General features: G+C 60.5%; 21 protein-coding genes. 10 read left to right on the forward strand and 11 right to left on the reverse strand.

Features of this window, described 5'->3' with window-relative positions:
* Window positions 1-27: 27 nt before the first annotated feature.
* The 8 genes from AC1RO5_RS13380 to AC1RO5_RS13415 form a co-directional block, all read right to left on the reverse strand.
* Window positions 28-3480: a GMC family oxidoreductase N-terminal domain-containing protein gene (locus AC1RO5_RS13380; protein ID WP_493175409.1), complete on the reverse strand. Its 3453-nt coding sequence runs from the start codon at window positions 3478-3480 to the stop codon at window positions 28-30.
* Between the two features lie 1081 nt (window positions 3481-4561).
* On the reverse strand, window positions 4562-5128 hold the full coding sequence (locus AC1RO5_RS13385) for a GNAT family N-acetyltransferase (protein ID WP_493175410.1): 567 nt from the start codon (window positions 5126-5128) through the stop codon (window positions 4562-4564).
* A 208-nt stretch (window positions 5129-5336) separates the two neighbouring features.
* A complete protein-coding gene (gene etfB / locus AC1RO5_RS13390; RefSeq protein ID WP_007938007.1) occupies window positions 5337-6107 on the reverse strand; it encodes an electron transfer flavoprotein subunit beta in 771 nt (256 codons plus the stop codon).
* 15 nt (window positions 6108-6122) lie between these two features.
* Window positions 6123-7343, reverse strand: a complete 1221-nt coding sequence (gene etfA, locus AC1RO5_RS13395; protein ID WP_493175412.1) for an electron transfer flavoprotein subunit alpha — start codon at window positions 7341-7343, stop codon at window positions 6123-6125.
* Complete coding sequence (gene dgcB, locus AC1RO5_RS13400) at window positions 7343-9292, reverse strand: dimethylglycine demethylation protein DgcB (protein ID WP_493175413.1); 1950 nt, start codon at window positions 9290-9292, stop codon at window positions 7343-7345. The genes etfA and dgcB overlap by 1 nt, the downstream gene beginning before the upstream one ends.
* A gap of 150 nt (window positions 9293-9442) precedes the next feature.
* A complete protein-coding gene (dgcA, locus tag AC1RO5_RS13405) occupies window positions 9443-11503 on the reverse strand; it encodes a dimethylglycine demethylation protein DgcA (protein WP_019580673.1) in 2061 nt (686 codons plus the stop codon).
* 15 nt (window positions 11504-11518) lie between these two features.
* Complete coding sequence (locus AC1RO5_RS13410; protein WP_052967365.1) at window positions 11519-12049, reverse strand: DUF5943 domain-containing protein; 531 nt, start codon at window positions 12047-12049, stop codon at window positions 11519-11521.
* 79 nt (window positions 12050-12128) lie between these two features.
* Window positions 12129-13106 carry a dipeptidase gene (locus AC1RO5_RS13415; RefSeq protein ID WP_007907542.1) on the reverse strand — a complete coding sequence of 326 codons (978 nt, stop codon included), beginning with the start codon at window positions 13104-13106 and terminating at the stop codon, window positions 12129-12131.
* A gap of 236 nt (window positions 13107-13342) precedes the next feature.
* Here AC1RO5_RS13415 and AC1RO5_RS13420 point away from each other — a divergent pair, with 236 nt between their 5' ends.
* From AC1RO5_RS13420 to AC1RO5_RS13435, 4 genes are all read left to right on the forward strand, one after another.
* Window positions 13343-13744, forward strand: coding sequence for a lysozyme inhibitor LprI family protein (locus tag AC1RO5_RS13420; protein WP_493175414.1), 402 nt, complete (start codon window positions 13343-13345; stop codon window positions 13742-13744).
* A gap of 211 nt (window positions 13745-13955) precedes the next feature.
* Window positions 13956-14210, forward strand: coding sequence for a type II toxin-antitoxin system RelE family toxin (locus AC1RO5_RS13425; protein WP_123497261.1), 255 nt, complete (start codon window positions 13956-13958; stop codon window positions 14208-14210).
* Window positions 14194-14517 carry a helix-turn-helix domain-containing protein gene (locus AC1RO5_RS13430; protein ID WP_493175415.1) on the forward strand — a complete coding sequence of 108 codons (324 nt, stop codon included), beginning with the start codon at window positions 14194-14196 and terminating at the stop codon, window positions 14515-14517. The genes AC1RO5_RS13425 and AC1RO5_RS13430 overlap by 17 nt, the downstream gene beginning before the upstream one ends.
* A 32-nt stretch (window positions 14518-14549) precedes the next feature.
* Window positions 14550-14966 carry a DUF3010 family protein gene (locus tag AC1RO5_RS13435; RefSeq protein WP_493175416.1) on the forward strand — a complete coding sequence of 139 codons (417 nt, stop codon included), beginning with the start codon at window positions 14550-14552 and terminating at the stop codon, window positions 14964-14966.
* Between the two features lie 112 nt (window positions 14967-15078).
* Here the strand turns inward: AC1RO5_RS13435 and AC1RO5_RS13440 are convergent, their stop codons facing one another.
* Complete coding sequence (locus AC1RO5_RS13440; RefSeq protein WP_477814193.1) at window positions 15079-16026, reverse strand: GlxA family transcriptional regulator; 948 nt, start codon at window positions 16024-16026, stop codon at window positions 15079-15081.
* A 210-nt stretch (window positions 16027-16236) separates the two neighbouring features.
* On the opposite strand from AC1RO5_RS13440, the gene AC1RO5_RS13445 reads away from it, so the two are divergent.
* From AC1RO5_RS13445 to AC1RO5_RS13470, 6 genes are all read left to right on the forward strand, one after another.
* The gene (locus AC1RO5_RS13445; protein ID WP_493175418.1) at window positions 16237-17181 is read left to right on the forward strand and encodes a choline ABC transporter substrate-binding protein; all 945 of its coding nucleotides are present in this window, start codon (window positions 16237-16239) and stop codon (window positions 17179-17181) included.
* A 101-nt stretch (window positions 17182-17282) separates the two neighbouring features.
* On the forward strand, window positions 17283-18170 hold the full coding sequence (cdhC, locus tag AC1RO5_RS13450; protein ID WP_493175420.1) for a 3-dehydrocarnitine:acetyl-CoA trimethylamine transferase CdhC: 888 nt from the start codon (window positions 17283-17285) through the stop codon (window positions 18168-18170).
* Window positions 18171-18311: 141 nt separating this feature from the next.
* Complete coding sequence (locus tag AC1RO5_RS13455) at window positions 18312-19277, forward strand: L-carnitine dehydrogenase (protein WP_493175422.1); 966 nt, start codon at window positions 18312-18314, stop codon at window positions 19275-19277.
* Window positions 19278-19412: 135 nt separating this feature from the next.
* The gene (locus AC1RO5_RS13460; RefSeq protein WP_493175423.1) at window positions 19413-19889 is read left to right on the forward strand and encodes a thioesterase family protein; all 477 of its coding nucleotides are present in this window, start codon (window positions 19413-19415) and stop codon (window positions 19887-19889) included.
* Between the two features lie 14 nt (window positions 19890-19903).
* Entirely contained in the window at window positions 19904-21067 is a 1164-nt protein-coding gene (locus AC1RO5_RS13465) for a gamma-butyrobetaine dioxygenase (protein ID WP_493175425.1), read from the forward strand.
* Window positions 21068-21438: 371 nt separating this feature from the next.
* On the forward strand, window positions 21439-21702 hold the full coding sequence (locus AC1RO5_RS13470) for a hypothetical protein (RefSeq protein ID WP_007937979.1): 264 nt from the start codon (window positions 21439-21441) through the stop codon (window positions 21700-21702).
* Between the two features lie 161 nt (window positions 21703-21863).
* On the opposite strand, the gene gbdR is transcribed toward AC1RO5_RS13470, so the two are convergent.
* Window positions 21864-22967 (reverse strand): choline metabolism transcriptional regulator GbdR, encoded by a 1104-nt coding sequence (gbdR, locus tag AC1RO5_RS13475; RefSeq protein WP_007937970.1) that lies wholly within the window; start codon window positions 22965-22967, stop codon window positions 21864-21866.
* 539 nt (window positions 22968-23506) lie between these two features.
* Window positions 23507-24883 (reverse strand): L-serine ammonia-lyase, encoded by a 1377-nt coding sequence (locus AC1RO5_RS13480; RefSeq protein ID WP_493175427.1) that lies wholly within the window; start codon window positions 24881-24883, stop codon window positions 23507-23509.
* Between the last annotated feature and the right edge of the window lie 163 nt (window positions 24884-25046).

The following is a 25046-nucleotide window of genomic DNA, read 5'->3' on the forward strand; positions in this document are numbered from 1 at the left end:
CAAGCTCCCTCGCCACAAAAAGCCCGATCAACCGAGGGCGGTTTTCTCCAGGTGTTGCAGGATGATCGGGTACACATCGACCACCGCGTTCTTGCCGAACATGCAGTCGATATGCCCGTAGCCCGGCACCACATGCCGGCTGTAGCGCTCCGGCCCATGGACTTTGCACACGCGCTCATAGGTCCTGAGCGTGCTTTCGGGCAAGTAGCACTGATTGTCTTCGCCGCTGATGAAGCAGATCGGCATGGTCAGCCGGTCGAAGTGCGGCATGTAGACGTCCTGGCCCTTGAAGTCCACCAGATGGCCTTTGCGCAGGATCAGCGCCAGGTGCTCGAAGGTCTGTATGTTCGACTCGCCGAACAGCTCGTGCAGGTTGTCGTGCAGGGTTTCGTTGAGCGTGTCGTGGCGGTACAGCGACGCGTACATGAAGGTAATGCGGTGGCACACCGGGTTGGTGCAGTAGCCTTGAGCCTCGATGCGGGCGTAGATGTTGAGGGCCTTGTCATAGAGTTTGTTGAACCAGCTCTCCTTGTTGTCGGCATACGCGGTGAGGGATTTGATGCCGATGGCGTCGAGCATCCCCGGCAAATGCAAACCGGCCTTCAGCCCCGTTGCCGTGGCGACCACCGTGTCCGCGGCAATCTGCGAACAGACCACCGAACGCACGCCCTGCAACCCGGCCAGCAGCGACATGAAGAAGGTCGTCGCGCCGTAGCAATGCACCACGCACTGCACGTCAGCGGCGAGGGTTGCCTGCTGGATATGCTCGATGGCGGCCTTGAAGTCGTACTGGGCAATCTGGTCGCCGTTCCATTCGTGTTTGCTGGCCGGCAGCAGGATGCTGACCCGGAAATCCAGCAGCCAGACGTCGTACTCGTGCTTGCACAGGTATTCCAGCAGGTTGGTCTGAATGGTGTCGGTGGAGAAAATATTCGAGCCCACACCCAAACCATGCACCAGCATCACCGGCCCCTTGCTGCCGCCCTGATAGCGGGTCAGGCGTAGCTGGACGCTGTCTTCGGTCTGGAAGAACTGCACGCTCGGCGTCGGCGCATCCAGCGGCCGTTTCTGCCGGGGTGGCGCATCGGGGTTGAAGTAGATGTCGCCCGCGAACACCCCGCCGTAGCTCTCCCACAAGATGCCGGCAAAGAACTTGCCAAACCGCGCCAGCCCTTCAATGCGCTCGCGTTCGTTGCGCGCGTTGAGCACCTTCATGGTGGTCATCTGCTTGGCGAAATCGGCTGGCTGGATGTGCATCACCCCCGAGCCGATGACCTCGCCCGTCTTGTCCGGCCCGCGATACAGCGTCACGTAGAGGGTGCTGGTGTCGTGCCAGACGTTCAGCACGCCGTTGTCTTCGGGCACGGTCTTGAACGCGCTGAAGTAATAGTCGCTGCCGTCCTCGGCGGTCAGCTTCATGTCGTAATTCATGTGCCGCACGCCGACCTGTTCCTGATACTCCTCGAACAGATTGAACACGCCATTGCTGGAGGTCAGCGGCTCTGGCGACAGGCCCGGCGCATCCAGGGTACCGACCAGCGTCGCGGCGTGTTCCGGCTCCTTGATCATGCGATTGAGGTCGTTGGCGGTGATGGTCAGGGTGAACTCGATCGGCGAGTTATCCGACTTGCCGCGTTTGGCCGCTGCTTCGTAGAGCTTGAGATCGGTGCCCTGCGGCTGGGTGAAGTCTTTGGAGAAATAGCCCTTCATGGTTTCGGTGAACTGCACGCCGAGGGTCGGTGCCGCCACCGGTTTGCGCGGTGCCGAGGGCAACGTGTAGTCGATGTGCCACCCGCGATCGGCGGCCAGCAGCCCCATGTTGCGCTCGCTCACGGCGGAGATGGTCAGCAACGGATTGACCGCCAGGGAGGTCGGGATCACCGCGCCGTCGGCCACGTACAGCCCGGCATAGACATCGGTGCCGCTGACGCCGCTGAACACCTGGCCCTTGTGGTTGACCACGCCTTGCGCCGCATCCTCACCCATCACACAACCGCCCAATGGGTGCACGGAAACGATGCTGTGTTTGAGCAACTCGGTCCAGATCGGATTCTCGACCCAGATCCCGCCCAAGGCCTTGGTGCTCTGGTGCAGGCGCTCGTTGCCGATCTTGACGTTTTCCTGCTCACCAACGCCCGGCCAGTCGATGCGCAACTGATCCTTGCTGTCGAGCACCATGCGGCCCTTGCCGTCGTCGTGGCTCATGATCAGGTAGGTTTGCATGTTGTGCAGGGCGCCGTGATACGGGCCACGCAGGAAGCTTTCGGCTTCGCGCTCGGCGTATTTGAGCTTGCCGGTGAAGCTGTCATCGGTGGGCTTGCCGATCAACCCGGCGAATGTGGCCATGCTCGGCACCATCGGCCGACCGAGCGCGCCGGGGATCGAGCCTTCTTCAATGACCATCCGGCTGCGCCAGTCGCCTTCGGTGCGCATGTCGATGATCGAGGTGATGCACGGGCCGACCGGTTTCATTTCCGAGGCCGGATGGGCGCCGAAACCGATGCCGTTGATCGTTTCATCGCAGTTGTGGCCGAAACCGAGGATGTCGCCATTGCCGCTCATGTTTTCGCCGAGCTGATTGGACGTCGACAGGCCTTTGTCCCGAGAGCGCAGGAGGATTTCGGTGGACCCCAGGGTGCCGGCCGACACCACGACAATGTCCGCCTTGACGAACAGCGTCGGCGCGGAGAATTTCTCACGGCCGCTGTCCAGGTATTGGAAGTGCACGATCCAGCCATCGCCGTCGCGCTCCAGATGTCGGACCTCGGCCTGGCAGAAAATCTCTGCGCCGTGGTTGCAGGCATCCGGCAGGTAATTCATCAACGTGGTGTTCTTGGCCTTGTTGTTACAGCCCGAAACGCAGTCGCCGCAATGGTTGCACGGCAACTGCTCGACACCGACGTGGTTGAGGTTGTTCGGCAGTTTGTCGAAGGTCACGTTGATCGGCGGCTTGTAGAAGTGCGCGCCTTGTTTGAGGTAGTCGGCGGACTTCTGGTTAGCCTCGAGCTTGGGCAAGGTCGGAGCAGTTTTCGGATAGGGATTGGGCTTGAGCATCTCCCGAGCCCGGGCGTAACCGTCCTTGAGCAACGTGTCGCGATGTTCACGTACCGCCAGCGGCCAACGCGGGTCGTCGAATACGCCGGGCTCCGGTTCCAGTGCGACGTTGGCATTGATCAGCGACGTGCCACCCAGGCCGCAACCGACCACCACGTTCTGCTGAGCGTTAACGTGCAGGTCGAACAGCCCGGTGCGCGAACCGATGTGCCCGTCCGGATCATGCACTTGCAGCTCTTCGGTAGCCGCCAGCATCGTATTGGGGTATTCGCCAGGCTGGATTTCCCGGCCTCGCTCCAGCAGGCATACCCGCTTGCCGGCCCGGGACAGGCGCGACGCCGCGATCCCGCCACCGTAGCCGGAGCCGATGACGATCACGTCGTAATGTTCCTTGATATCGCTGATGGGCGTGGCGATCCGTGTCATGGGTCTTTCCTCTCAGGCAGATGGGGCAACTCTGCGGTTGCCTGCAATCGATAGACGAACAAACGCCTGGTCACCGGGCACGGTCGGGCCTCAATGGCAGCTGCGTTATGGCAGGGGAATGGGGATCAGGCGCTATAGACGAGCGCGCTGATTGGCGGCGCGGCGGTGAATTCGCTTGTGCAGCAAGGTGGCGGGTGTCGGGACACAGGTCACGCAGGGGCTGGGGTGCGAATGTGGCTGCGAGCGATGTGGCTGGCTATCCATCACGCGTTCTCCCTGAACCAGATGTGGATAAGCGATGGCTGTCCGTATGCCATGAGAGTGAAGACAGGCGACAGATCGAAGTCAAGGAAGTGCCTTAGAACTGTATGAAATCTGATCTATCGCGTTCCAGCCTATGCGGGCCGTGGCTTGCAGGGTTCAGCGAACAAGTTATCCACATCTCCACCCACAGCAAATGGGGACAACTGTGGGTGACAGGCTAAATCTATTCACAAAAACCGAAGAAAAACCGTGACTTATCCAGAAGCAGGGTTTTAGCCGAGCGCTGGTTGTTTTTTGATCATAAGCTTGCAGAGCACGTTTTACATGGTGTTCAGGGGATGGCGAACACCTTATCCACAGAAGCACCAACAGACTTTGGGGGCAACTTTGTGGGTTCTGTGGAAAACCGCTGAAACCCATGAGAATTCGGGGTTTGCGGGAGGATTAGCGAGGGAAAACGTCGAATTGGACAATATTTGATCAACCTACTGAAAGCCCCGATCTATATGGGCTGTAGCGAGGGGCGAACATGTTATCCACAGAAGCGCCAACAGAGATTGGGGGCAAGTGTCGGCCAGTGAGCGAGGTTACGCTGTGGAAAAAGCCCGAAAAAACCGTGGGTTAGGCTGGTTGTTTTTTGTACTGGGGGCTGGAGGGCTTGATTGGTGTGGGGTGTAGCGAGGGGCGAACATGTTATCCACAGAAGCGCTAACAGGGAATGTGGGTAACCCAGATACTCGCCCCGCATCTACGGTATCGGGAGTACATATCCATTTCTGCGGTAACGGATATGTACACCATCAAAAACGGGAAGCCCTTAAGGCCGATGCATAAGATAGGCCTCGCCCGTCACCCGAATCATCGGATGAGGAACAACCTGGCAGGTTTTAACAATCCCAAAACCGTGGCGTTCATAAAAGCGCCGGGCTCCGGTATTCGCCGCATAGTCGATCAGGCTCAGGCCGTTGAGCTCCAGTTGATCGGCGCGCTGTTGAGCGTGCTCGAGAAAGCGCACACCCAGCCCCTTGTTGCGCCAGCCTTCATGCAGGGCCAGGCTCGAAATATAAAGCGTATCGGGGACTTCCATGTCGGCGTAAGGCGCCAGGACCGGATCAGTCACCGGAGCCGCCAAAGGATCGTGACGCGTCACGTAACTGTGCATCATGCCGATGACCCGCCCCTGTGCCTGCGCGATCAGGCAGTTCTGATAAGAGAAATCGACATCTTCACGGGCGTAACGAATGGCCCCCACTTCCAGCAGATCCTGCCCGGGCTCCGCCAGTTGGCTCCAGATGTAATCCGAAGCACCCTCTGACGAAATCTGGAACAAACGAGCAATCTCCCGCGCATCCGTGCGCAATGCCGGACGAAATTCAACTTCCATTATTTCCCCATAAACTTCGGTGAGATGGTTTTCAGACCTGCGTCTCCAGCACGTCAGGAGCACCCAGTGTGGCGAGGGGGCTTGCCCCCGTTGGGCTGCGCAGCAGTCCTGAAATCTCTGATATACCAAAGATCCTGTGAGTGCTACGCACTCAAACGGGGGCAAGCCCCCTCGCCACACAGGCTCCCACATCGATGGTGACGACTTGTCAGCGAACCACGCCTTCTTCAATCAGCAACTTGAGGATGGCTTCAGCGCCCGCCTGCGCGGTCACGCCCTTGAGCACTTGCCCGCCGCCGCCACTGGCCTTGGCCGTCGCGGCCTTCATGCGGTCTGCACCGCTCTTGGCCTTGATCACTTTCAAGCGTTTGGGTCGTGGCTTGGCCGGTTGCAGCGTGGCCACCGCCAGCAGTTCATCGTCGACCACTTCCACTTCATCCGCCTGCAACACCCCGCGTCGCGCCGGACCGTAGGCGCTCTGCCGAGGCTTGGGCGCTGCGTTATCCACAGTCGCCAGGAACGGCAGACGCACTTTCAAGCGACGGCGCTGACCGCGAGGCAAGGCCTGCAGCACCAGCGCCGAACCGCCGTCGATGGATTCGACTTGCGCCAAACCCACCACCAGCGGCCAGCCAAGGCTTTCGGCCAGCAGAAACGGCAACATGCCCGAGCCTTCACCGGTTTCTGCCTGGCTGCCGGTCAACACCACCTGCGCCCCGGCGTCACGCAAATAAGCGGTCAATGCTGGCAGCGCATCTGCGCCGACCGGTTGTTCCAGCACATGCAACTGTTCCAGGCCCATACCCAGATAGGCACGCAGCGCCGGTTCCGCGACATCGCCGGCATGCAACACTTGCAGGTTATCCCCAGCCAGTTGCAGACCCAGTTCAACGGCGCGCGCGTCCTGCTCGGCGCGACGTGGCCGGCCGGAGGTCGGGTGGGCGCCGATGGACACCAGGCTGATGATTTTCGTGCTCATAACCCTTTCCTTCCCTTAAGCCGCATCGCGCTTGGCGTCGTTGCGGTAAGCCTCTACCGCATCGATCAAGGCTTGAAGAATCTCGGCGCTCTCGCCGATCACCGACAGGTCGGCCCGTTTGATCATGTCGCAACCCGGATCGAGGTTGATCGCCACCACCTTGTCGCAGGCACCGATGCCTTGCAGGTGCTGGATCGCCCCGGAAATCCCCACCGCCACGTAAACCCGCGCGGTGACCCAGGTGCCGGACGCGCCAACCTGACGGTCGCGCGCCATGAAACCATCGTCCACCGCCACCCGCGACGCACCTTCGGTCGCGCCCAACGCCTCGGCCGTCCTGTGGAAAAGTCCCCAGTCCTTGACCCCGTTGCCGCCCGAGAAGATGAACTCGGCTTCGGCCATCGGAATCGCCGCCGGGTCCACCGCCACCGCGCCCAGATCTTCGATCCGTGACAGGCTGCGAGCGACCGTTGTGGATAACTCCACCGGCAACGCCTCGTGACGGGTTTCGCTGACCGGTTCGGCGCATTCGGCAGCCGCCAGAATCAAGCGTGCCACCGGCCGCGCAAGGTCCTGCAAACCAGCACCGGCACGGCCGATGCATTCCTGATCCTTGACCTGCCAGACCCGTGTAGCCGGACGTTCGCCCAGTGCAGCAGCAAAGCGCCGACCCAGTTCGCCGCCACCGCTGCGGCTGTCCGGCAGCAGCCAGTGACGCGGGCTGAACTGGTTATCCACAGCCCGCAGACCCTGGACGCGTTGCTCCGGTGCATAACCGCTGAATTCGTCGCCTTCCAGTACCAGCAAGCGGTCAACGCCAGCCGTGGCGAAGGCGTTTTCCTTGTGCTCACCGAAGACCACGGCCAGTACCGCGCCGTCCTTGCCGGCCAACTGATGGGCCAGGCCGAGCAAATCGCGGTCGTGGCTGCTCAAGCGGCCGCCGACCATGTCCGGCACCACGCTGATGCAGAACGCGGGTGCAGCCACTTGATGCAGCGGCAATTGCACTTCGACCGCGGCCGAACGTTTAGTCGCCCCGCCCTGCTGAGCGCCACTGCGGTCAATCCGTTTGATCCCGTTGGGACCGATAAAACCGATCCCGTGAGGATTCTTGCGGATGACGCCGTTAGGCCCCATCCAGCTGTGTTGCGCCGGTTGCATGGCCGCGTGCAGCGGGTGCAGACGGTTGCGGGCGATCCATTCAGCGCGAGGGTCGCGGCGGATAATGTCGCTCATCAATGCACCTCCGCAGGTTCACGTTTGGCCGGTGCCGAAGGCTTTCCCGGCGCGGCGTCTTCAAGCAGCGCATCAGCCACCAGTTCGGCGATGTCCTTGATCAACGGCCGTGGTTCGACCACGCCTTCAAGCATCGCGGTGCACTGTGGACAACCCACGGCCACCAGTTCGGCGCCGGTTTCGCGGATGTCTTCCATGCGCATGTCAGGGATCCGTTGCTTGCCCGGAATGTCGGTGATCGGCGCACCGCCACCGCCGCCGCAGCAGCGCGAACGGAAACCGGAGCGTTGCATTTCCTTGATCTCGATGCCCAGGGCGCGCAGCACTTCGCGCGGCGCCTCGTATTCGCCGTTATAGCGACCGAGGTAGCACGGGTCGTGATAAGTCACGCTGCTGCCTTTGTGCTGACCGAGATTCAGAGCGCCTTCACCAATGATCTCCGCCATGTAAGTGCTGTGGTGCTGCACGAGGTAGTTGCCATCGAAAGCGCCATACTCGTTTTTCAGCACATGGAAGCTGTGCGGGTCGCAGGTGACGATGCGGTTGAAGCGGTATTTGGCCAGGGTCTGGATGTTGCGTTTGGCCAACAGCTGGAACGTCGCCTCGTCGCCCAGACGCCGGGCCACGTCACCGCTGTCGCGCTCTTCAAGGCCCAGCACTGCGAAGTCGACTTTGGCCGCTTTCAGCACTTTGACGAAGGCACGCAGGGTACGCTGGTTGCGCATGTCGAAGGCACCGTCGCCGACCCAGAACAGCACGTCGGTGGATTTCTTCTCGCTGAGCAGGCTCAGGTTCAAATCCGCCGCCCAGTTCATCCGCCCACCCGGCGCGAAGCCGCCCGGGTTGTCGGTGGCGATCAGGTTTTCCAGGACTTCAGCGCCCTTGTTCGGGGTCGCGCCTTTTTCCAGGGTCAGATGGCGACGCATGTCGACGATGGCGTCGACGTGCTCGATCATCATCGGGCATTCCTCGACGCAGGCGCGGCAGGTGGTGCAGGACCACAGGGTTTCAGCGTCCACCAGACCATTGACGATCGGTTGATGCGGATTGCCGGCGTGCTCACCGATCGGCTTGCCTGGGTAAGGGCTGCCGGCGAACTTGGCATCGGTGCCACCGGCCAGGCCGACGACCATGTCCTGAATCAGTTTTTTCGGGTTCAGCGGCTGGCCGGCGGCGAACGCCGGGCACGCGGCTTCGCATTTACCGCACTGCACGCAGGCGTCGAAGCCGAGCAGTTGGTTCCAGGTGAAATCCTTGGGTTTTTCCACGCCCAGTGGCGCGGTCAGGTCGTTCAGATCCAGCGGCTTCAAGCCGGTGGAACGACCGCCGCCAAAACGCTCGGAGCGACGGTGCCAAGCCAGGTGCAAGGCACCGGCGAAGGCGTGCTTCATCGGCCCGCCCCAGGTCATGCCGAAGAACAGTTCCGACACGCCCCACAGCACGCCAACTCCAAGAATCGCCGCCAGTACCCAGCCACCGAAGTTTTCCGGAAGGATGCCCGCCACCGGCAGGGTCAACAGGAAGAACGACGCCGAGAACGCCAGCAGGCTTTTCGGCAGGCGCATCCACGGACCTTTGGACAACCGGGCCGGCGGATTGCGGCGGCGCAGGAACACAAAGATCGCACCGACGAACATCACCGCCGTCATCAACAGCAGCGCATAACCGAGGATGCGGTTATGCAGGCCGAAACCGTGAACCAGAATCGCCAGCACAATGGACGCCACCGCACCACCGGCCGTGGCGACGTGAGTATTGGCGATGTATTTGTCCCGCGCGACGACGTGGTGCAAATCGACCATGTAACGCTTGGGCATGGCGAACAGACCGCCGATCAGGTCGACTTTCGAAGCCCGGCCCTGACGCCACATAGCCACCCGCCGCAACGCGCCCAGGACAGCCAGGCCCAGGGCAGCAAACAACAGGATTGGAAGAAGGGTGTTCAACATGTGGAGCTCCCAAAGACCTCGGGGTCTATGATCGTTCCCACGCTCTGCGTGGGAATGCAGCCCGTGACGCTCCGCGTCACACCAAGAGCGGACGCAGAGCGTCCATTGAGGCATTCCCACGCAGAGCGTGGGAACGATCAGTTCAGTGGCTTAGAAATCCTTGCACAACCGCAACGCGTCATAGATTGCCGCGTGGGTGTTGCGCTGGGCCACGCAGTCGCCGATGCGGAACAGCAAGTAGCCGTCGCCCGCCTGGCTCAGCGAAGGTTGTGGCTTGATCGCGAACAAAGCTTCGATGTCCATCTGGCCTTTGTTGCGCGAGCCTTCCTTCAGTGCGTAGTAGATTTCTTCGTCCGGCCGCACGCCGTTCTCGACCACGACCTGGTCAACCACCCGCTCCTCTTTGGCGCCGGTGTATTCGTTTTCCAGCACCGCCACCAGCTTGTCGCCTTCGCGGTAGACCTTTTCCAGCATCATGTCGCCGGTCATGATCACTTCTTTCGGGTACATGCTGCGGTAGTAAGTCGGGAACGACGTACCGCCGATGGCCACGCCCGGCTTGATGTCATCAGTGACGATCTCGACCTGGCTGCCCTTGTCGGCGAGGAAGTCGGCAACCGACATCCCGGTGAACTCGCAAATGGTGTCGTAGACCAGCACGTTCTTGCCCGGTGCAACCTTGCCGTCGAGCACGTCCCAACTGCTGACCACCAGGCCTTCAGCCGCGCCCCAATGCTCGTTCTGCTCCAGGAATGGATGACCGCCGACAGCGAGCACCACGACGTCCGGACGCAGGTCGAGAATGGTCGCCGCATCCGCCGCCACGCCCAGGCGCAGGTCGACTTTCAAACGCGCCAGTTCCAACTGGAACCAACGAGTGATACCGGCGATCTGGTCCCGTTGCGGGGCTTTCGAGGCGGTGGTGATCTGCCCGCCGATGAATTCTTTCTTCTCGAACAGGGTTACGTCATGGCCACGTTCGGCGGCTACACGAGCGGCTTCCATCCCGGCAGGGCCGGCACCGACCACCACGACTTTGCGTTTCGGCCCGGTGGATTTCTCGATGATGTGCGGCACGCCCATGTATTCACGGGAGGTCGCGGCGTTCTGGATGCACAAGACATCCAGACCCTGGTACTGACGGTCGATGCAGTAGTTGGCGCCCACGCACTGTTTGATCTGGTCGACCTGGCCCATCTTGATCTTGGCGATCAAGTGCGGGTCGGCGATGTGAGCGCGAGTCATGCCGACCATGTCGACGTAACCGCCTTCCAGAATACGGGTCGCCTGGTTCGGGTCCTTGATGTTCTGCGCGTGCAGCACGGGGGCCTTCACCACTTCCTTGATACCGGCGGCCAGGTGCAGGAACGGCTCCGGTGGATAACTCATGTTCGGAATAACGTTGGCCAGGGTGTTGTGGGTGTCGCAACCCGAGCCCACGACGCCGATGAAGTCGATCATGCCGGTGTCGTCGTAGTACTTGGCGATCTGCTTCATGTCCTCATGGCTCAGGCCATCAGGGTGGAATTCGTCACCACAGATACGGATACCGACGCAGAAGTCCGGACCGACTTCCTTGCGCACAGCCTTGATTACTTCCAGGCCGAAACGCATGCGGTTCTCGAAGCTGCCGCCCCATTCGTCGGTACGCTTGTTGACCCGCGGGCTCCAGAACTGGTCGATCATGTGCTGGTGCACGGCAGACAGCTCGACGCCATCCAGGCCACCGGCCTTGGCACGCGCAGCGGCGCTGGCGTAGTTGCCGATCACCCGCCAGATTTCTTCCGGCTCGATGGTTTTGCAGGTCGCGCGGTGCACCGGCTCGCGGATGCCCGACGGTGACAGCAGGGTTGGCCAATGCTCGCCGTCCCAGCGCGAACGGCGACCCATGTGGGTAATCTGGATCATGATCTTGGCGCCATGCTTGTGCATGGCATCGGCCAGATTCTGGAAGTGCGGAATAATCCGGTCGTCGGCCAGGTTGACCGACTTCCACCAGCCTTGCGGGCTGTCGATGGCCACGCTGGAGGAACCGCCGCAAATCGCCAGGCCGATCCCGCCCTTGGCTTTCTCTTCGTAATACTTGACGTACCGGTCGGTGGTCATGCCGCCGTCGGTGGCGTAGACCTCAGCGTGCGCGGTGCTGAGCACGCGGTTGCGGATGGTCAGTTTGCCGATCTGGATCGGCTGGAACATTGCTTCGAAAGCCATGGCGGGTTCCTCGACTTACAACGGCTTGACGGTGAACAAACCGTCGTCGTGGCCTTCTTCGGAGCCACCGTAAACTTGTTCGGCGACGGTGCGGATCTTGCTGCCGCGAGCGGCCAGGATCTGGTCCATGGCGCCGGCGAACCAGCCAGTGAACATGTAGTCGACCTTGCGCCCGACCTTGCCGTACACGTAGACGAATGCGGAGTGTTCGAGCTTGACGCTGGCGGTGCCTTTATCCAGGTCGATGTCCTGGATCTTGAACAGGCCCCAGCCGCGCTGCGACAGGCGCTTCATGTAGTGCTCGAACACCGCGACGCCTTCCAGGCCGTGGCATTCGGCTTCTTTTTCACACCAGTGCCAAGCGGACTTGTAGCCGGCCTTGTAGAGGATTTCGGCGTAGGCGTCGGCGCCCAGCACTTCCTCGATGCCCATGTGGTTGTTGACGAAGAAGTGACGCGGCACATACAGCATCGGCAGGGCATCAGAGGTCCAGATACCGGTTTCGCTGTCGACTTCGATTGGCAATTGAGGGGCGATCTTGGCCATGGAAACTTAACTCCAGAAAATTTGTTGTGTTGCCCCCGGCACGGACGGCCGGGGGAAAGGATTCTTCAGGTGCGGCGGCTTATTCGCCCCAAACGTCTTTCAAAACGTTGACCCAGTTCTCGCCCATGATCTTGCGCACCACGCGCTCAGAATGGCCGCGCTTGAGCAGGGTTTCGGTCAGGTTCGGGAACTCGCCCACGGTGCGGATGCCCAGCGGGTTGATGATCTTGCCGAAGCTGGTCAGACGGCGGGCGTAGCCCTTGTCATGGGTCAGGTATTCGAAGAAGTCCTGGCCATGGCCCTGGGTGAAGTCGGTGCCGATGCCGATGGCGTCTTCGCCGACGATGTTCATGGTGTATTCGATGGCTTCGGCGTAATCGTCGATGGTCGAATCGATGCCCTTGGCCAGGAACGGCGCGAACATTGTCACGCCGACGAAACCGCCGTGATCGGCGATGAACTTCAGTTCTTCATCGGACTTGTTGCGCGGGTGCACTTTCAGGCCCGACGGCAGGCAATGGGAGTAGCACACCGGTTTCTTGGATTCGAGGATGACTTCTTCGGAGGTCTTCGAGCCAACGTGGGACAGGTCGCACATGACGCCAACGCGGTTCATCTCGGCAACGATTTCGCGACCGAAACCCGACAGGCCGCCATCGCGTTCGTAGCAACCGGTACCGACCAGGTTCTGGGTGTTGTAGCACATCTGCACAATACCAACGCCCAGCTGCTTGAAGACTTCGACATAGCCGATCTGGTCTTCGAAGGCGTGAGCGTTCTGGAAGCCGAACAGGATGCCGGTCTTGCCCTGCTCCTTGGCTTTGCGGATGTCGGCGGTGGTACGCACCGGGATCACCAGGTCGCTGTTCTCGCGAATCAGCTTCTGGCTGGCAGCGATGTTGTTGACGGTGGCCTGGAAGCCCTCCCACACCGACACGGTGCAGTTGGCCGCGGTCAGACCGCCCTTGCGCATGTCTTCGAACAGCTCACGGTTCCACTTGGCAATAATCAGGCCGTCGATAACGATGCTGTCGGCGTGTAATTCGGCTGGGCTCATCAGGCAGTCCCCTATTAGCGATTCATGCGCCGAATCGTCTGCCGGCGCTTTGGGGCCAGCATATGCCTGAGGGACGGTGCAGCCGGGTGCAAAAACGACAGGGGAATTGCCGAAAGCGTCAATCCGCGACAAAGGGTCGCTAACCGACGTGATTGCCTACCTGTTCAAGCCCGTTCGCATGGGCCAGAATTCGCCGCATCACTGGATGCACTACTGAATTTAGGGGCGGCGACGCAATGAAATCGATCTTCCTGGCATTGGCACTGATAGCGACCGGCGTACACGCGGCCGAAGAGGCCGACGACAACCCCTGCGACGCCGTCGCAAACGAAGTCCAGACCCTGGAATGCTCGGCTTACAGCAGAAACACCGCCGAACAGCTGCTGAGCGACAACTACCAAAACCTGAGCGAACGCATGCAAACGCGCTACGGCAACAACAAGGCGCAGCTCTCCGACATCACCGCCAAAATCAAGACCGCGCAACAGCAGTGGCTGAAAACCCGTGACGCCGATTGCGCAGTGGAAGCGTTTCCGGCGACGAGCGGTAGCAAGGCATTCAGCATTGCGCAAAATGATTGCGTGGCGCGGATGAGTGACGAGCGGTCGGAGTTTTTGGAGTCGATTGGGCAGGAGTGATCCTGAATCGTCCGTCGAAAGCTGGTAGCCCTACCAGCTTTTACCCTCAATAAAGACCTTTCCCACAAGCCTCACTGAGCAAGCCTACACCCCCCGCTGAGCAAGGCTTAACGCAGCTTTTTCGAGCAACATGCTGACAAATTTCATTTGTTGGCCACCTGAAAAATATAAGCAAAGATTCGCAAATCTTATAAAAGACTTATATTCTTCCATGAACAGCATTCACTGGACTCGAAAGGCCGTTAAGCAGCTCTTGAAATTGCATTCCGTTCATCAGATCCAGGTTAGGGATGCCATCACCGCGCTAGCTGGCATGCCTGATGTAGGCAACGTCAAAGCACTGGTTGGCCATGACTATGCCTATCGACTGCGAGTCGGTAGTTATCGGGTCATGTTCGACTGGGATGGCGCGATCAAAGTGGTCAGTATCCAAGAGGTCAAAAAACGCGATGAACGCACCTACTGACATTCAAATTATCAATGATGCGGAGGGAAAACCGGCATTCGTGGTCATTCCATACGCGCAGTATGTGGCACAAAAGATTGAGCCCGATCTGATCCCCCATGAAGTGGTCAGTCGCGTCGTCGACGGCGCGACGCCAATTCGCGCCTGGCGTGAACACCTGAACCTTACGCAGGATGAAGTGGCCAAACGTATGGGCATCTCCCAACCGGCATTCGCCCAGCAGGAGACGGTTGCCAAGCCCCGCAAGGCCACCCGTGAGAAAGTTGCCGCGGCTTTTGGCATCACCGCCAATCAACTAGAGCTGTAAGCTACATGCCAACATCAGGAAAAGGGCTTGAAATGAAAATCTGCGGTATCGAAATCAAAGGCAGCGAAGCAATCCTTGCCGTGGCCTCCCTCGGCGATCAGGGGCTGACCCACGTCGCGCTGGCCACCAAGAAAATCGCCCTCGACGATGACGACGAAGCCGCCAACGTCAAAGTCTTTGCCGCTCAGGTGGCGTCGTTTGTTCGCGAGAATTCAATCGACCGGATCGCGATCAAGAAGCGCAGCAAGAAAGGCGAGTTCGCCGGTGGGCCGACCACGTTCAAGATCGAAGGCGTTTTCCAGTTGCTGGAAAATTGCGAGGTGACGCTGCTGTCGCCGCAGACGATCAATGCGCAGAACAAGAAGTTCGACTTCGCCCTGCCGGCCACGCTGAACAAGTATCAGCATGAGGCTTACAAAGCAGCCTGCTCGGCACTGATGAAGAAGTAACGCAAAACCTTGTAGGAGCGAGGCTTGCCCGCGAAGAGGTCGGCACATTCGAAATCATTGTTGCCTGACACGACGCCTTCGCGGGCAAGCCTCGCTCCTACAGAAGGTCGTTTCAGGCCTTTTGGCTTTGCCGGCGATCCTCCCGCGGGCACCGCTCAAACCTCGCCCGATAACTGCGGGTGAAATACGACGGCGACTCAAACCCGCAGGCGATACTCACCTCCAGCACACTCATGTCCGTCTGACGCAGCAGCTGCCGGGCCTTTTCCAGCCGCAGGCGCAGATAGAAATTGCTCGGTGTGTCGTTCAGGTGCAGGCGAAACAGGCGCTCTAGCTGACGCCGGGTCACTTTGATCGATTCCGCCAGCTCCAACGTGCTGAGCGGCGGTTCGCTGTGCTGTTCCATCTCCCCAATGACATGCACCAGTTTCTTGTTGCTGATGCCATATCGCGTGGCGACTTCCATGCGTTGGTGGTCTTTGCGCGGGCGGATGCGCCCGAGTACGAATTGTTCGCTGACCTGGATCGCCAGTTCCGGGCCATGGGCCTGACCGATGAGGTCGAGCATCAGATCAATAGAGGCGGTGCCGCCAGCGGAGGTGATACGCCGACGGTCGATCTCGAACAGCTCCTGGGTGACGCTCAGCTGTGGATACGATTCCTTGAAGGCGTCGATGGCTTCCCAGTGCAGGGTCAGGCGATGGCCGTCGAGCAGGCCGGCTTCGGCGAGGATGAAGCTGCCGGTGTCGATGGCGCCGAGGGTCACGCCTTCATTGTCCAGGCGACGTAGCCAATGCTCCAGTGCCGGGGTGGTGAACTTCAACGGTTCGAAACCGGCGACTACCAGCAAGGTTGCGCCTTTCTTCAGCGGCTCCAGCGCTGCATCGGCGTTGACCGACATGCCGTTACTGGCCAGAACCGCCCCGCCATCGGCGCTCAACACATGCCAGCGATACAGCTCGCCACGAAAGCGATTGGCGACCCGCAACGGCTCGATGGCAGAGATAAAACCGATCGCCGAAAAACCCGGCATCAACAAGAAGTAGAAATCCTGGGACATGGAGCGCACTCGACTGGCAGGTAACGAGAGGGCGGGAAGCGTGTGGACGTTGATACGCCACTTGCCGGCGGCATTCAAGTGCGCAGGTCGCCGCAGTGCAAGAGCTGGTCGCCGCAGTGCGCTTTCACGGGGGCTTTGCTGCGTAACTTGGCATCACCGGCACACAAAGATGCCCGGACCCACAATAACGACCTGCCGAGGAACCCCGACATGAAACGACTGATCAGCAGCTGTGTTCTTGCACTCAGCGGTACCGCTTTCTTGAGCGCCAGTGTCATGGCGGCCGAACCCGCGTCGTGCCAGAACGTGCGCATGGGCGTAGTGAACTGGACCGACGTGATTGCTACCAGCGCCATGACCCAGGTGCTGCTCGACGGCCTCGGCTACAGCACCAAACAAACCAGCGCCTCCCAGCAAATTGTCTTCGCCGGAATTCGCGACCAGCGCCTGGATTTGTTCCTGGGCTACTGGAACCCGCTGATGACCCAGACCATCACGCCGTTTGTCGAGGCCAAGCAGGTCAAAGTGCTTGAAGCGCCAAGCCTCAAGGACGCCCGCGCCACCCTCGCGGTACCGACTTACCTTGCCGACAAGGGCCTGAAAACCTTCGCCGACATCGCCAAGTTTGAAAAAGAACTGGGCGGCAAGATTTACGGCATCGAACCGGGCTCGGGCGCCAACACCCAGATCAAGGCAATGATCGCCAAGAACCAGTTCGGCCTCGGCAAGTTCCAGCTGGTCGAGTCCAGCGAGGCCGGCATGCTGGCGGCAGTGGATCGCGCGGTACGCCGCAAGGAAGCCGTGGTGTTCTTCGGCTGGGCGCCACACCCGATGAACGTCAACGTGAAGATGACCTACCTCACCGGCAGCGACGACGCCCTCGGCCCGAACGAAGGCATGGCCACGGTCTGGACCGTCACCTCGCCGAACTACGCGCAGCAATGCCCGAACGTCGGCCGCCTGCTGAGCAACCTGACGTTCACCGCCGAAGACGAGAGCCGGATGATGCAGCCGCTGCTGGATCACAAGGACGCTTTCGAATCGGCCAAGCAGTGGCTCAAGGATCACCCGCAAGACAAGCAACGCTGGCTCGAAGGCGTGACCACTTTCGATGGCAAACCGGCCGCTGAAAACCTGAAGCTGACCAGCAAATAGAACCGAAATGAACCACCGATTCGCAGCCCGATGCGGGCTGCGAGCGGGATCGCCACGCCCAAGCTCTGCCAAAAAAACTCAAGCCTGAAGGAAACCGCCTCATGAACCACGACGTCATCATCACCTGCGCACTCACCGGTGCTGGCGACACGACCGCCAAGAGCCCACACGTGCCGGTCACTCCGAAACAAATCGCCGCGGCCGCCGTGGAAGCCGCCAAGGCGGGCGCCACCGTGGTCCACTGCCACGTTCGCGACCCGCAAACCGGCAAGTTCAGCCGTGACGTGGCGCTGTACCGTGAAGTGATGGAGCGCATTCGCGAGGCGGACGTCGACATCATCGTCAACCTCACCGCCGGCATGGGCGGCGACCTGGAAATCGGCGCAGGCGAGAACCCGATGGAGTTCGGCCCGAACACCGATCTGGTCGGCCCGCTGACCCGCCTGGCCCACGTTGAAGAATTGCTGCCGGAAATCTGCACCCTGGATTGCGGCACCCTGAATTTCGGCGACGGCGACACCATTTACGTCTCCACTCCGGCCCAGCTGCGTGCTGGCGCCAAACGCATCCAAGAACTGGGCGTTAAGCCTGAGCTGGAAATCTTCGATACCGGTCACCTGTGGTTCGCCAAGCAGATGATCAAGGAAGGTCTGCTGGATAACCCGTTGTTCCAGCTGTGCCTGGGCATCCCGTGGGGCGCGCCGGCTGATACCACCACCATGAAAGCCATGGTCGACAACCTGCCGACCGACGCAGTCTGGGCCGCGTTCGGCATCGGTCGCATGCAGATGCCGATGGCCGCACAGGCCGTGCTGCTCGGTGGCAACGTGCGGGTCGGTCTGGAAGACAATCTGTGGCTGGACAAGGGCGTATTGGCGACCAACGGCCAGCTGGTCGAACGCGCCTCAGAAATCCTCAGCCGCCTCGGCGCCCGCGTTCTGACCCCGGCTGAAGGCCGCAAGAAAATGGGCCTGACCAAGCGCGGCTGACCCCAATCACCCTTTCCCCCTGTGGGAGCGAGCCTGCTCGCGATGGCGGTTGTCCTGCCGCAGATGACACATCGGTTGTACCGGCATCATCGCGAGCAGGTTCGCTCCCACATTTTTTTGAGCCAAATTCAGGAAGTCGCCATGAGCTTTATCACTGATATCAAAACCTTCGCAGCACTGGGCAGCGGTGTCATCGGCAGCGGCTGGGTGTCCCGCGCCCTCGCCCACGGCCTCGATGTGGTGGCCTGGGACCCGGCGCCCGGTGCCGAAGCGGCGCTGCGCAAACGCGTCGCCAATGCCTGGGGCGCGCTGGAGAAACAAGGCTTGGCAGCCGGCGCATCGCAGGATCGACTGCGCTTTGTCGCCACCATCGAAGAATGCGTTCGCGACGCGGATTTCATTCAGGAAAGCGCCCCTGAGCGTCTGGACCTGAAACTGGAACTGCACAGCAAAATCAGCGCGGCGGCCAAGCCCAATGCGTTGATCGGTTCCAGCACCTCGGGACTGTTGCCGAGCGAGTTTTACGAGAGCTCGACGCACCCGGAACGCTGCGTGGTCGGGCACCCGTTCAACCCGGTTTATCTGCTGCCATTGGTGGAAGTGGTCGGCGGTAAAAACACCGCACCAGAAGCGGTGCAAGCGGCGATGAAAGTCTATGAATCCCTGGGGATGCGTCCGCTGCATGTGCGCAAGGAAGTGCCAGGATTTATCGCCGACCGTTTGCTCGAAGCGTTGTGGCGTGAAGCGCTGCACCTGGTCAACGACGGCGTGGCCACCACCGGTGAAATCGACGATGCGATTCGTTTTGGCGCGGGCCTGCGCTGGTCGTTCATGGGCACCTTCCTGACTTACACCCTGGCGGGTGGCGATGCCGGGATGCGGCACTTCTTGGCGCAGTTCGGGCCAGCGTTGCAGTTGCCGTGGACGTATCTGCCGGCACCGGAGCTGACCGACAAGTTGATTGACGATGTGGTGGATGGCACCAGCGATCAGTTGGGCAAACACAGCATCTCGGCGCTGGAGCGCTATCGTGACGATTGCTTGCTGGCGGTGCTGGAGGCGGTAAAAACCACCAAAGAGAAGCATGGGATGGCCTTCAGCGAATAACCCTTCGCACAGTTCGTTCCCACGCTCTGCGTGGGAATGCAGCCCGGGACGCTCCGCGTCCCAAAGGCGTGACGCAGAGCGTCACAGGAAGCGTTCCCACGCAGAGCGTGGGAACGATCACGTTCGGAGATAAAGATGCCCACCCTCACCACCTACCAAACCAAAATCATCCCCGACTGGGTCGACTACAACGGCCATCTGCGCGATGCCTTCTACCTGCTGATTTTCAGCTACGCCACCGACGCGCTGATGGATCGGTTAGGGCTCGACAGCAACAACCGCGAAGCCAGCGGCAATTCGCTGTTCACCCTCGAACTGCACCTCAATTACTTGCACGAAGTGAAGCTCGATGCCGACGTCGAGGTGCACACACAAATCATCGGCCACGACCGCAAGCGCCTGCACCTCTACCACAGCCTGCATCTGGTGGGCGGTGACAAGGAGCTGGCGGGTAATGAACAAATGCTGCTGCACGTCGACCTCGCCGGGCCTCGATCCGCACCGTTCAGCGAAGAAACCTTGAGCAAGCTGCAGGCCATCGTCGCCGAACAGGCCGACTTGCCCGCACCCGCCTGGATCGGCCGAGTGATTGCATTACCCCCCGAAAAATAACAAGGAGCCCGACCATGAACACCGCCGCCGCTTTTGCCGATTTCCGCACCTATCCGTTGATCAGCGCGTTGACCGCCGTGCACACCCTGGCGGACCGAATTCAAGTGAAGTGGGCTGACGGTCGGGTCAGCCCTTTTCATCATCAATGGCTGCGGGACAACTGCCCGTGCCCACTGTGCGTCTACACGGTGACCCGTGAGCAAGTGCTGGAAATCGTCGATGTCGCAGAGCACCTGATGCCTGAAAACGCCACGGTCGATGCCGAAGGTTGTCTGTGCGTCGATTGGCAGGACGGTCACCTCAGCCGCTTCGATCCGGGCTGGCTGCGGGCCCACGCCTATGACGACGAGTCTCGCGCTGAACGCCAGGCCGGCAAACCGAAAGCCAGGCTTTGGCACAGCGATTTGCAGCTGCCAGTATTCGAATACCAGGCCCTGATGGAGAACAACGACGCCTTGTTGCAATGGCTGCTGGCCGTGCGCGATATCAGCCTGACCCAAGTGCGCGGCGTACCCACCGAGCCGGGCTCGCTGAAGCTGATCGCCCAGCGAATTTCGTTCATCCGCGAGAGCAATTTCGGCGTGCTGTTCAACGTGCAATCCAAGGCCGATGCCGACAGCAATGCCTATACCGCCTTCAACCTGCCACTGCACAGCGATTTGCCGACCCGGGAGTTGCAACCGGGGCTGCAATTTTTGCATTGCCTGGTGAATGACGCCGACGGTGGCGAGAGTATTTTCGTCGACGGTTTTGCCATCGCCCAAGCCTTGCGCCAGGAAGATCCCGAGGCGTTTCAAGCCTTGTGTGAAATCCCCGTGGAGTTCCGCAACAAGGACCGCCACAGCGACTACCGCTGCCTGGCGCCGATCATCGCGCTGGATGCATTCGGGCAAGTTTCGGAAATCCGCATGGCGAATTTTCTGCGTGGGCCATTCGATGCTTCAGTGGAGCAGATGCCCAGGCTGTATCGCGCTTACCGGCGCTTCATTGCGATGACCCGCGAGGCGCGTTTCCGGGTGATGACGCGGCTCAACCCCGGCGAGTTGTGGTGCTTCGACAACCGCCGCACCCTCCACGCCCGCAACGCCTTCGACCCCGCCACCGGTGCCCGGCATTTCCAGGGTTGCTATGTCGACCGGGATGAATTGCTGTCGCGCATTTTGGTATTGCAACGGTAAACCGCCAAAAGATCGCAGCCTGCGGCAGCTCCTACAGAGGTTGTGTGCACCCGTGAAATAACGGGGTACTCGGTTCCTGTAGGAGCTGCCGCAGGCTGCGATCTTTTGCTTTTCAAAACGCAAAAAAAACCCCGATCAAGCCGTGACAGGATCGGAGCTGAGGAGGGTACTGTTGAGGAGCTGATGCGCGAGGGTGACCAAACCTTCGTGGTGCCAGCTGAGTCCAGTGTGCCTACTCCCATCCTTGGCAAGTTAGCCGAAAGCGACCTGTTCATAGGTATTGCGGCCATTGTGACAAATCGTCCTTGCCGACACCCGGTACCCCCACCAGAATCGAACCACGACACCGTTCCCTGAAGAAGGATTGCGTCATGATGCACGCCGATTTGATTGACCAGGAAGACCTGTTGGGCCAACTGAAATCGTTGGGTTTTCAAGTACCGAGCGGCTCTACAGCCGAGCAGGCTTGCGAGTGTGCAGTGCGAGGCTTGAACGATGAACGGGCGATGACGCTGCGGACCATGGTCAAGCAGATGTACACCAGCAGCGCGACCATCCTGCCGGCGGTGCGCCAGGCGATCGACAAGCAGTTGTTGCCGGCGCTGGCGGAGTACCAGCAAAGCCGTAGCGCCTGATTTCCGGGGTGTGAACACTTTGTGGCGAGGGAGCTTGCTCCCGCTCGAGCGCGAAGCGGTCGCAAAACCGGTACATGTGAATGAAGAATGCGTGTACCGGTTTTGGGGCTGCTCCGCAGCCCAGCGGGAGCAAGCTCCCTCGCCACAATAGTCTGCCTGGTTTAGAGCCTTACGCTGGCAAACGTCGACTCATTACGCGCCTGGCTCAACGCCGACAGCGGCCCGGACAACGGCGACAGCACCAGTGCTTGTGGCAGCGGCATCATCGCCACTTGTTGCGTGGTGTTGGAACCTACGCGCTCGTCACGCGGCGGAATGCCGAAGTATTCGCGGTAGCACTTGGAGAAGTGCGGCGTGGACACGAACCCACACACCGACGCCACTTCGATGATCGACATCGGCGTTTGCTTGAGCAATTGCCGAGCACGGATCAGGCGCAGTTTCAGGTAGTAACGCGACGGCGAGCAGTGCAGGTATTTCTGGAACAGCCGCTCCAGCTGACGACGCGAAACAGCGACGTACACCGCCAGTTCGTCGAGGTCGATCGGCTCTTCGAGGTTGGCCTCCATCAGCGCGACGATTTCCTGCAACTTCGGCTGGTTGGTGCCGAGCATGTGCTTGAGCGGCACGCGCTGGTGATCCTGCTCGTTACGGATGCGCTCGTAGACGAACATCTCCGAAATCGCAGCCGACAGTTCACGACCGTGATCGCGGCTGATCAGGTGCAGCATCATGTCCAGCGGCGCGGTGCCGCCGGAGCTGGTGAACCGGTTACGGTCGAGGGTGAACAACCGGGTGCTCATGGCCACCCGCGGGAAGGCTTCCTGCATCGACGCCAGACATTCCCAGTGCACGCTGCAATCGAAACCGTCCAGCAGGCCGGCGCACGCCAGAGCCCAGCTGCCGGTGCAGACCGCGCCGAGACGACGGGACTGACGCGCCTGGCTTTGCAGCCACGACACGTGCTCACGGGTTACGGTGCGCTGAATGCCGATACCACCGCAGACAATGACGGTGTCCAGGGGCGGTGCTTTGTGCATGGAGGCGTCGGGGGTGATCTGCAGACCGTCACTGGCCCAGACCTGACCGCCATCGACGGTGAGCGTGGTCCAGCGGTACAGCTCGCGGCCGGACAATTGGTTGGCCATGCGCAGTGGTTCTACTGCGGAGGCCAGAGAAATCAGCGTGAAATTGTCCAGCAGCAAAAAGCCGATGGATTGAGGCGCACGGTTCTGGGGTTGGGCCCCGGAGTTGAACGTCGTCATCGCGGTATCTCCTCACACAAAGCGGGTGATGGCCTCAGGCGGAGGCTCTTTTTATTGCCATCGTTCTCGCGTGGGAGACGGGCTTTGTAATGACAGAGCAAATGCCATGCCTAAAATTGAATACGCGTTCAATAACTCCTGAAAACGACGTCGCGATGCGTCTGGATATGGCGCGCAGAGATAAGAGGTTACAAGCGCCATCAGAGGCCGCAAACCCCCTGCCCCGTTGCGTGTGAGCAAATCGGTAGCACTTGTGGGAACAGGTCTGCGACGTGCCTGGAAAGAGTGTCACCGCAGGCACAGGTGACGAACGGTCAGGGCTTGAACTGGATCCCCGACCGGGGAGTCAGGCTTGCCTGTTTGCGACGCGCCAAAAGGTGGCGCGTTTTGGTATGAGTGTTCACTTGGTGCGCAGTTTTGACTGGTCTGATGTGGCGAGGGAGCTTGCTCCCGCTGGGGTGCGAAGCGGCCCTAAAATCTTTACGACTGCTGCGCAGCCGAGCGGGAGCAAGCTCCCTCGCCACAGGGTCAACGCGATCTCAGCATTCCACCGCGCTAACCGCCAACCCACCGCGCGATGTCTCTTTATATTTGTCGTGCATGTCGGCACCGGTATCACGCATGGTGCGGATTACCCGGTCCAGCGAGATAAAGTGCTGACCATCCCCACGCAAGGCCATCTGCGCGGCGTTGATCGCCTTCACCGCAGCAATCGCATTGCGCTCGATGCACGGCACCTGTACCAGCCCACCCACCGGGTCGCAGGTCAGGCCGAGGTTATGTTCCAGGCCGATTTCCGCCGCGTTGCACAGCTGCTCCGGCGTGGCACCAAGAATCTCCGCCAACCCGGCCGCCGCCATGGCGCAAGCCGAACCGACTTCACCCTGGCAACCGACTTCGGCACCGGAGATCGAGGCGTTCTTTTTGCACAGAATCCCCACCGCCGCGGCACTGAGGAAGTAATCGACCACATTGGCGTCGGTCACTGCCTCACTGAATTTCATAAAGTAGTGCAACACCGCCGGAATGATCCCCGCCGCGCCGTTGGTCGGTGCCGTGACCATGCGCCCGCCGGCGGCATTTTCTTCGTTGACCGCCAACGCGAACAGGTTGACCCACTCCATCGCGCTCAAGGTCGAGCCGATCACGTTGGGCTTGTTCAGCTCTTGCAGGCTACGGTGCAACTTGGCCGCGCGACGGCGCACATTGAGGCCGCCGGGCAGGATGCCTTCGTGCTTAAGGCCCTGCTCCACACAATCCTGCATGGCGCGCCAGAGCTTCATCAGGCCGCTGCGGATTTCTTCCTCGCTACGCCAGACCTTCTCGTTAGCCATCATCAATTCGGCTACACGCAGGTTGTGCTTCTTGCACAGGCTGAGCAATTCGACGGCACTGGAGAAGTCATAAGGCAGCACGGTGGTGTCCAGATCCACAACGCCGCTGGAAGCTTGCGCCTCGTCGACAACAAAACCGCCACCGATGGAATAGTAGGTGTCGCGATGCAGCTCGCCGTGATCGCCTTCGGCAACCAGGGTCATGGCGTTCGGATGGAACGGCAGGTTCTCGTCGATCAGGCGCATGTCCCGTGCCCAGATGAACGGGACCGACAAGCGACCGTCGAGCAATAGCGTCTGGGTTTCACGCAAGGCTTCTATACGGATGCCGATTTGCGACGGATCGATCGCGTCGGGCCACTCGCCCATCAGCCCCATGATCACCGCGTTGTCGCTGCCGTGGCCGATGCCGGTGGCCGAGAGCGATCCATAAAGCTGAACTTCGACGCGACACACCTGTTCCAGAAGTCCCCGCTCGCGCAAATGCTGCACGAACAGCGCCGCGGCGCGCATAGGCCCCACGGTGTGCGAACTGGAAGGGCCGATGCCGATTTTGAACAGGTCGAAAACGCTGATAGCCATTACTGCTGAACTCCTGGATGTGCCTGCTCCAGGCGCAGAAGCGCCCAGTGACGGAGCTGCTACGCTCAAGCTGCAATCCGTCGAGATGGCCGCATCATCAGGCTTTTACCATGTCGTTCAACGTCTCACACCGACGCACTCATGCCCACTAGCGCCGCGGGTC

It is taken from the genome of Pseudomonas sp. GW822-FHT02G04 (assembly GCF_058802085.1).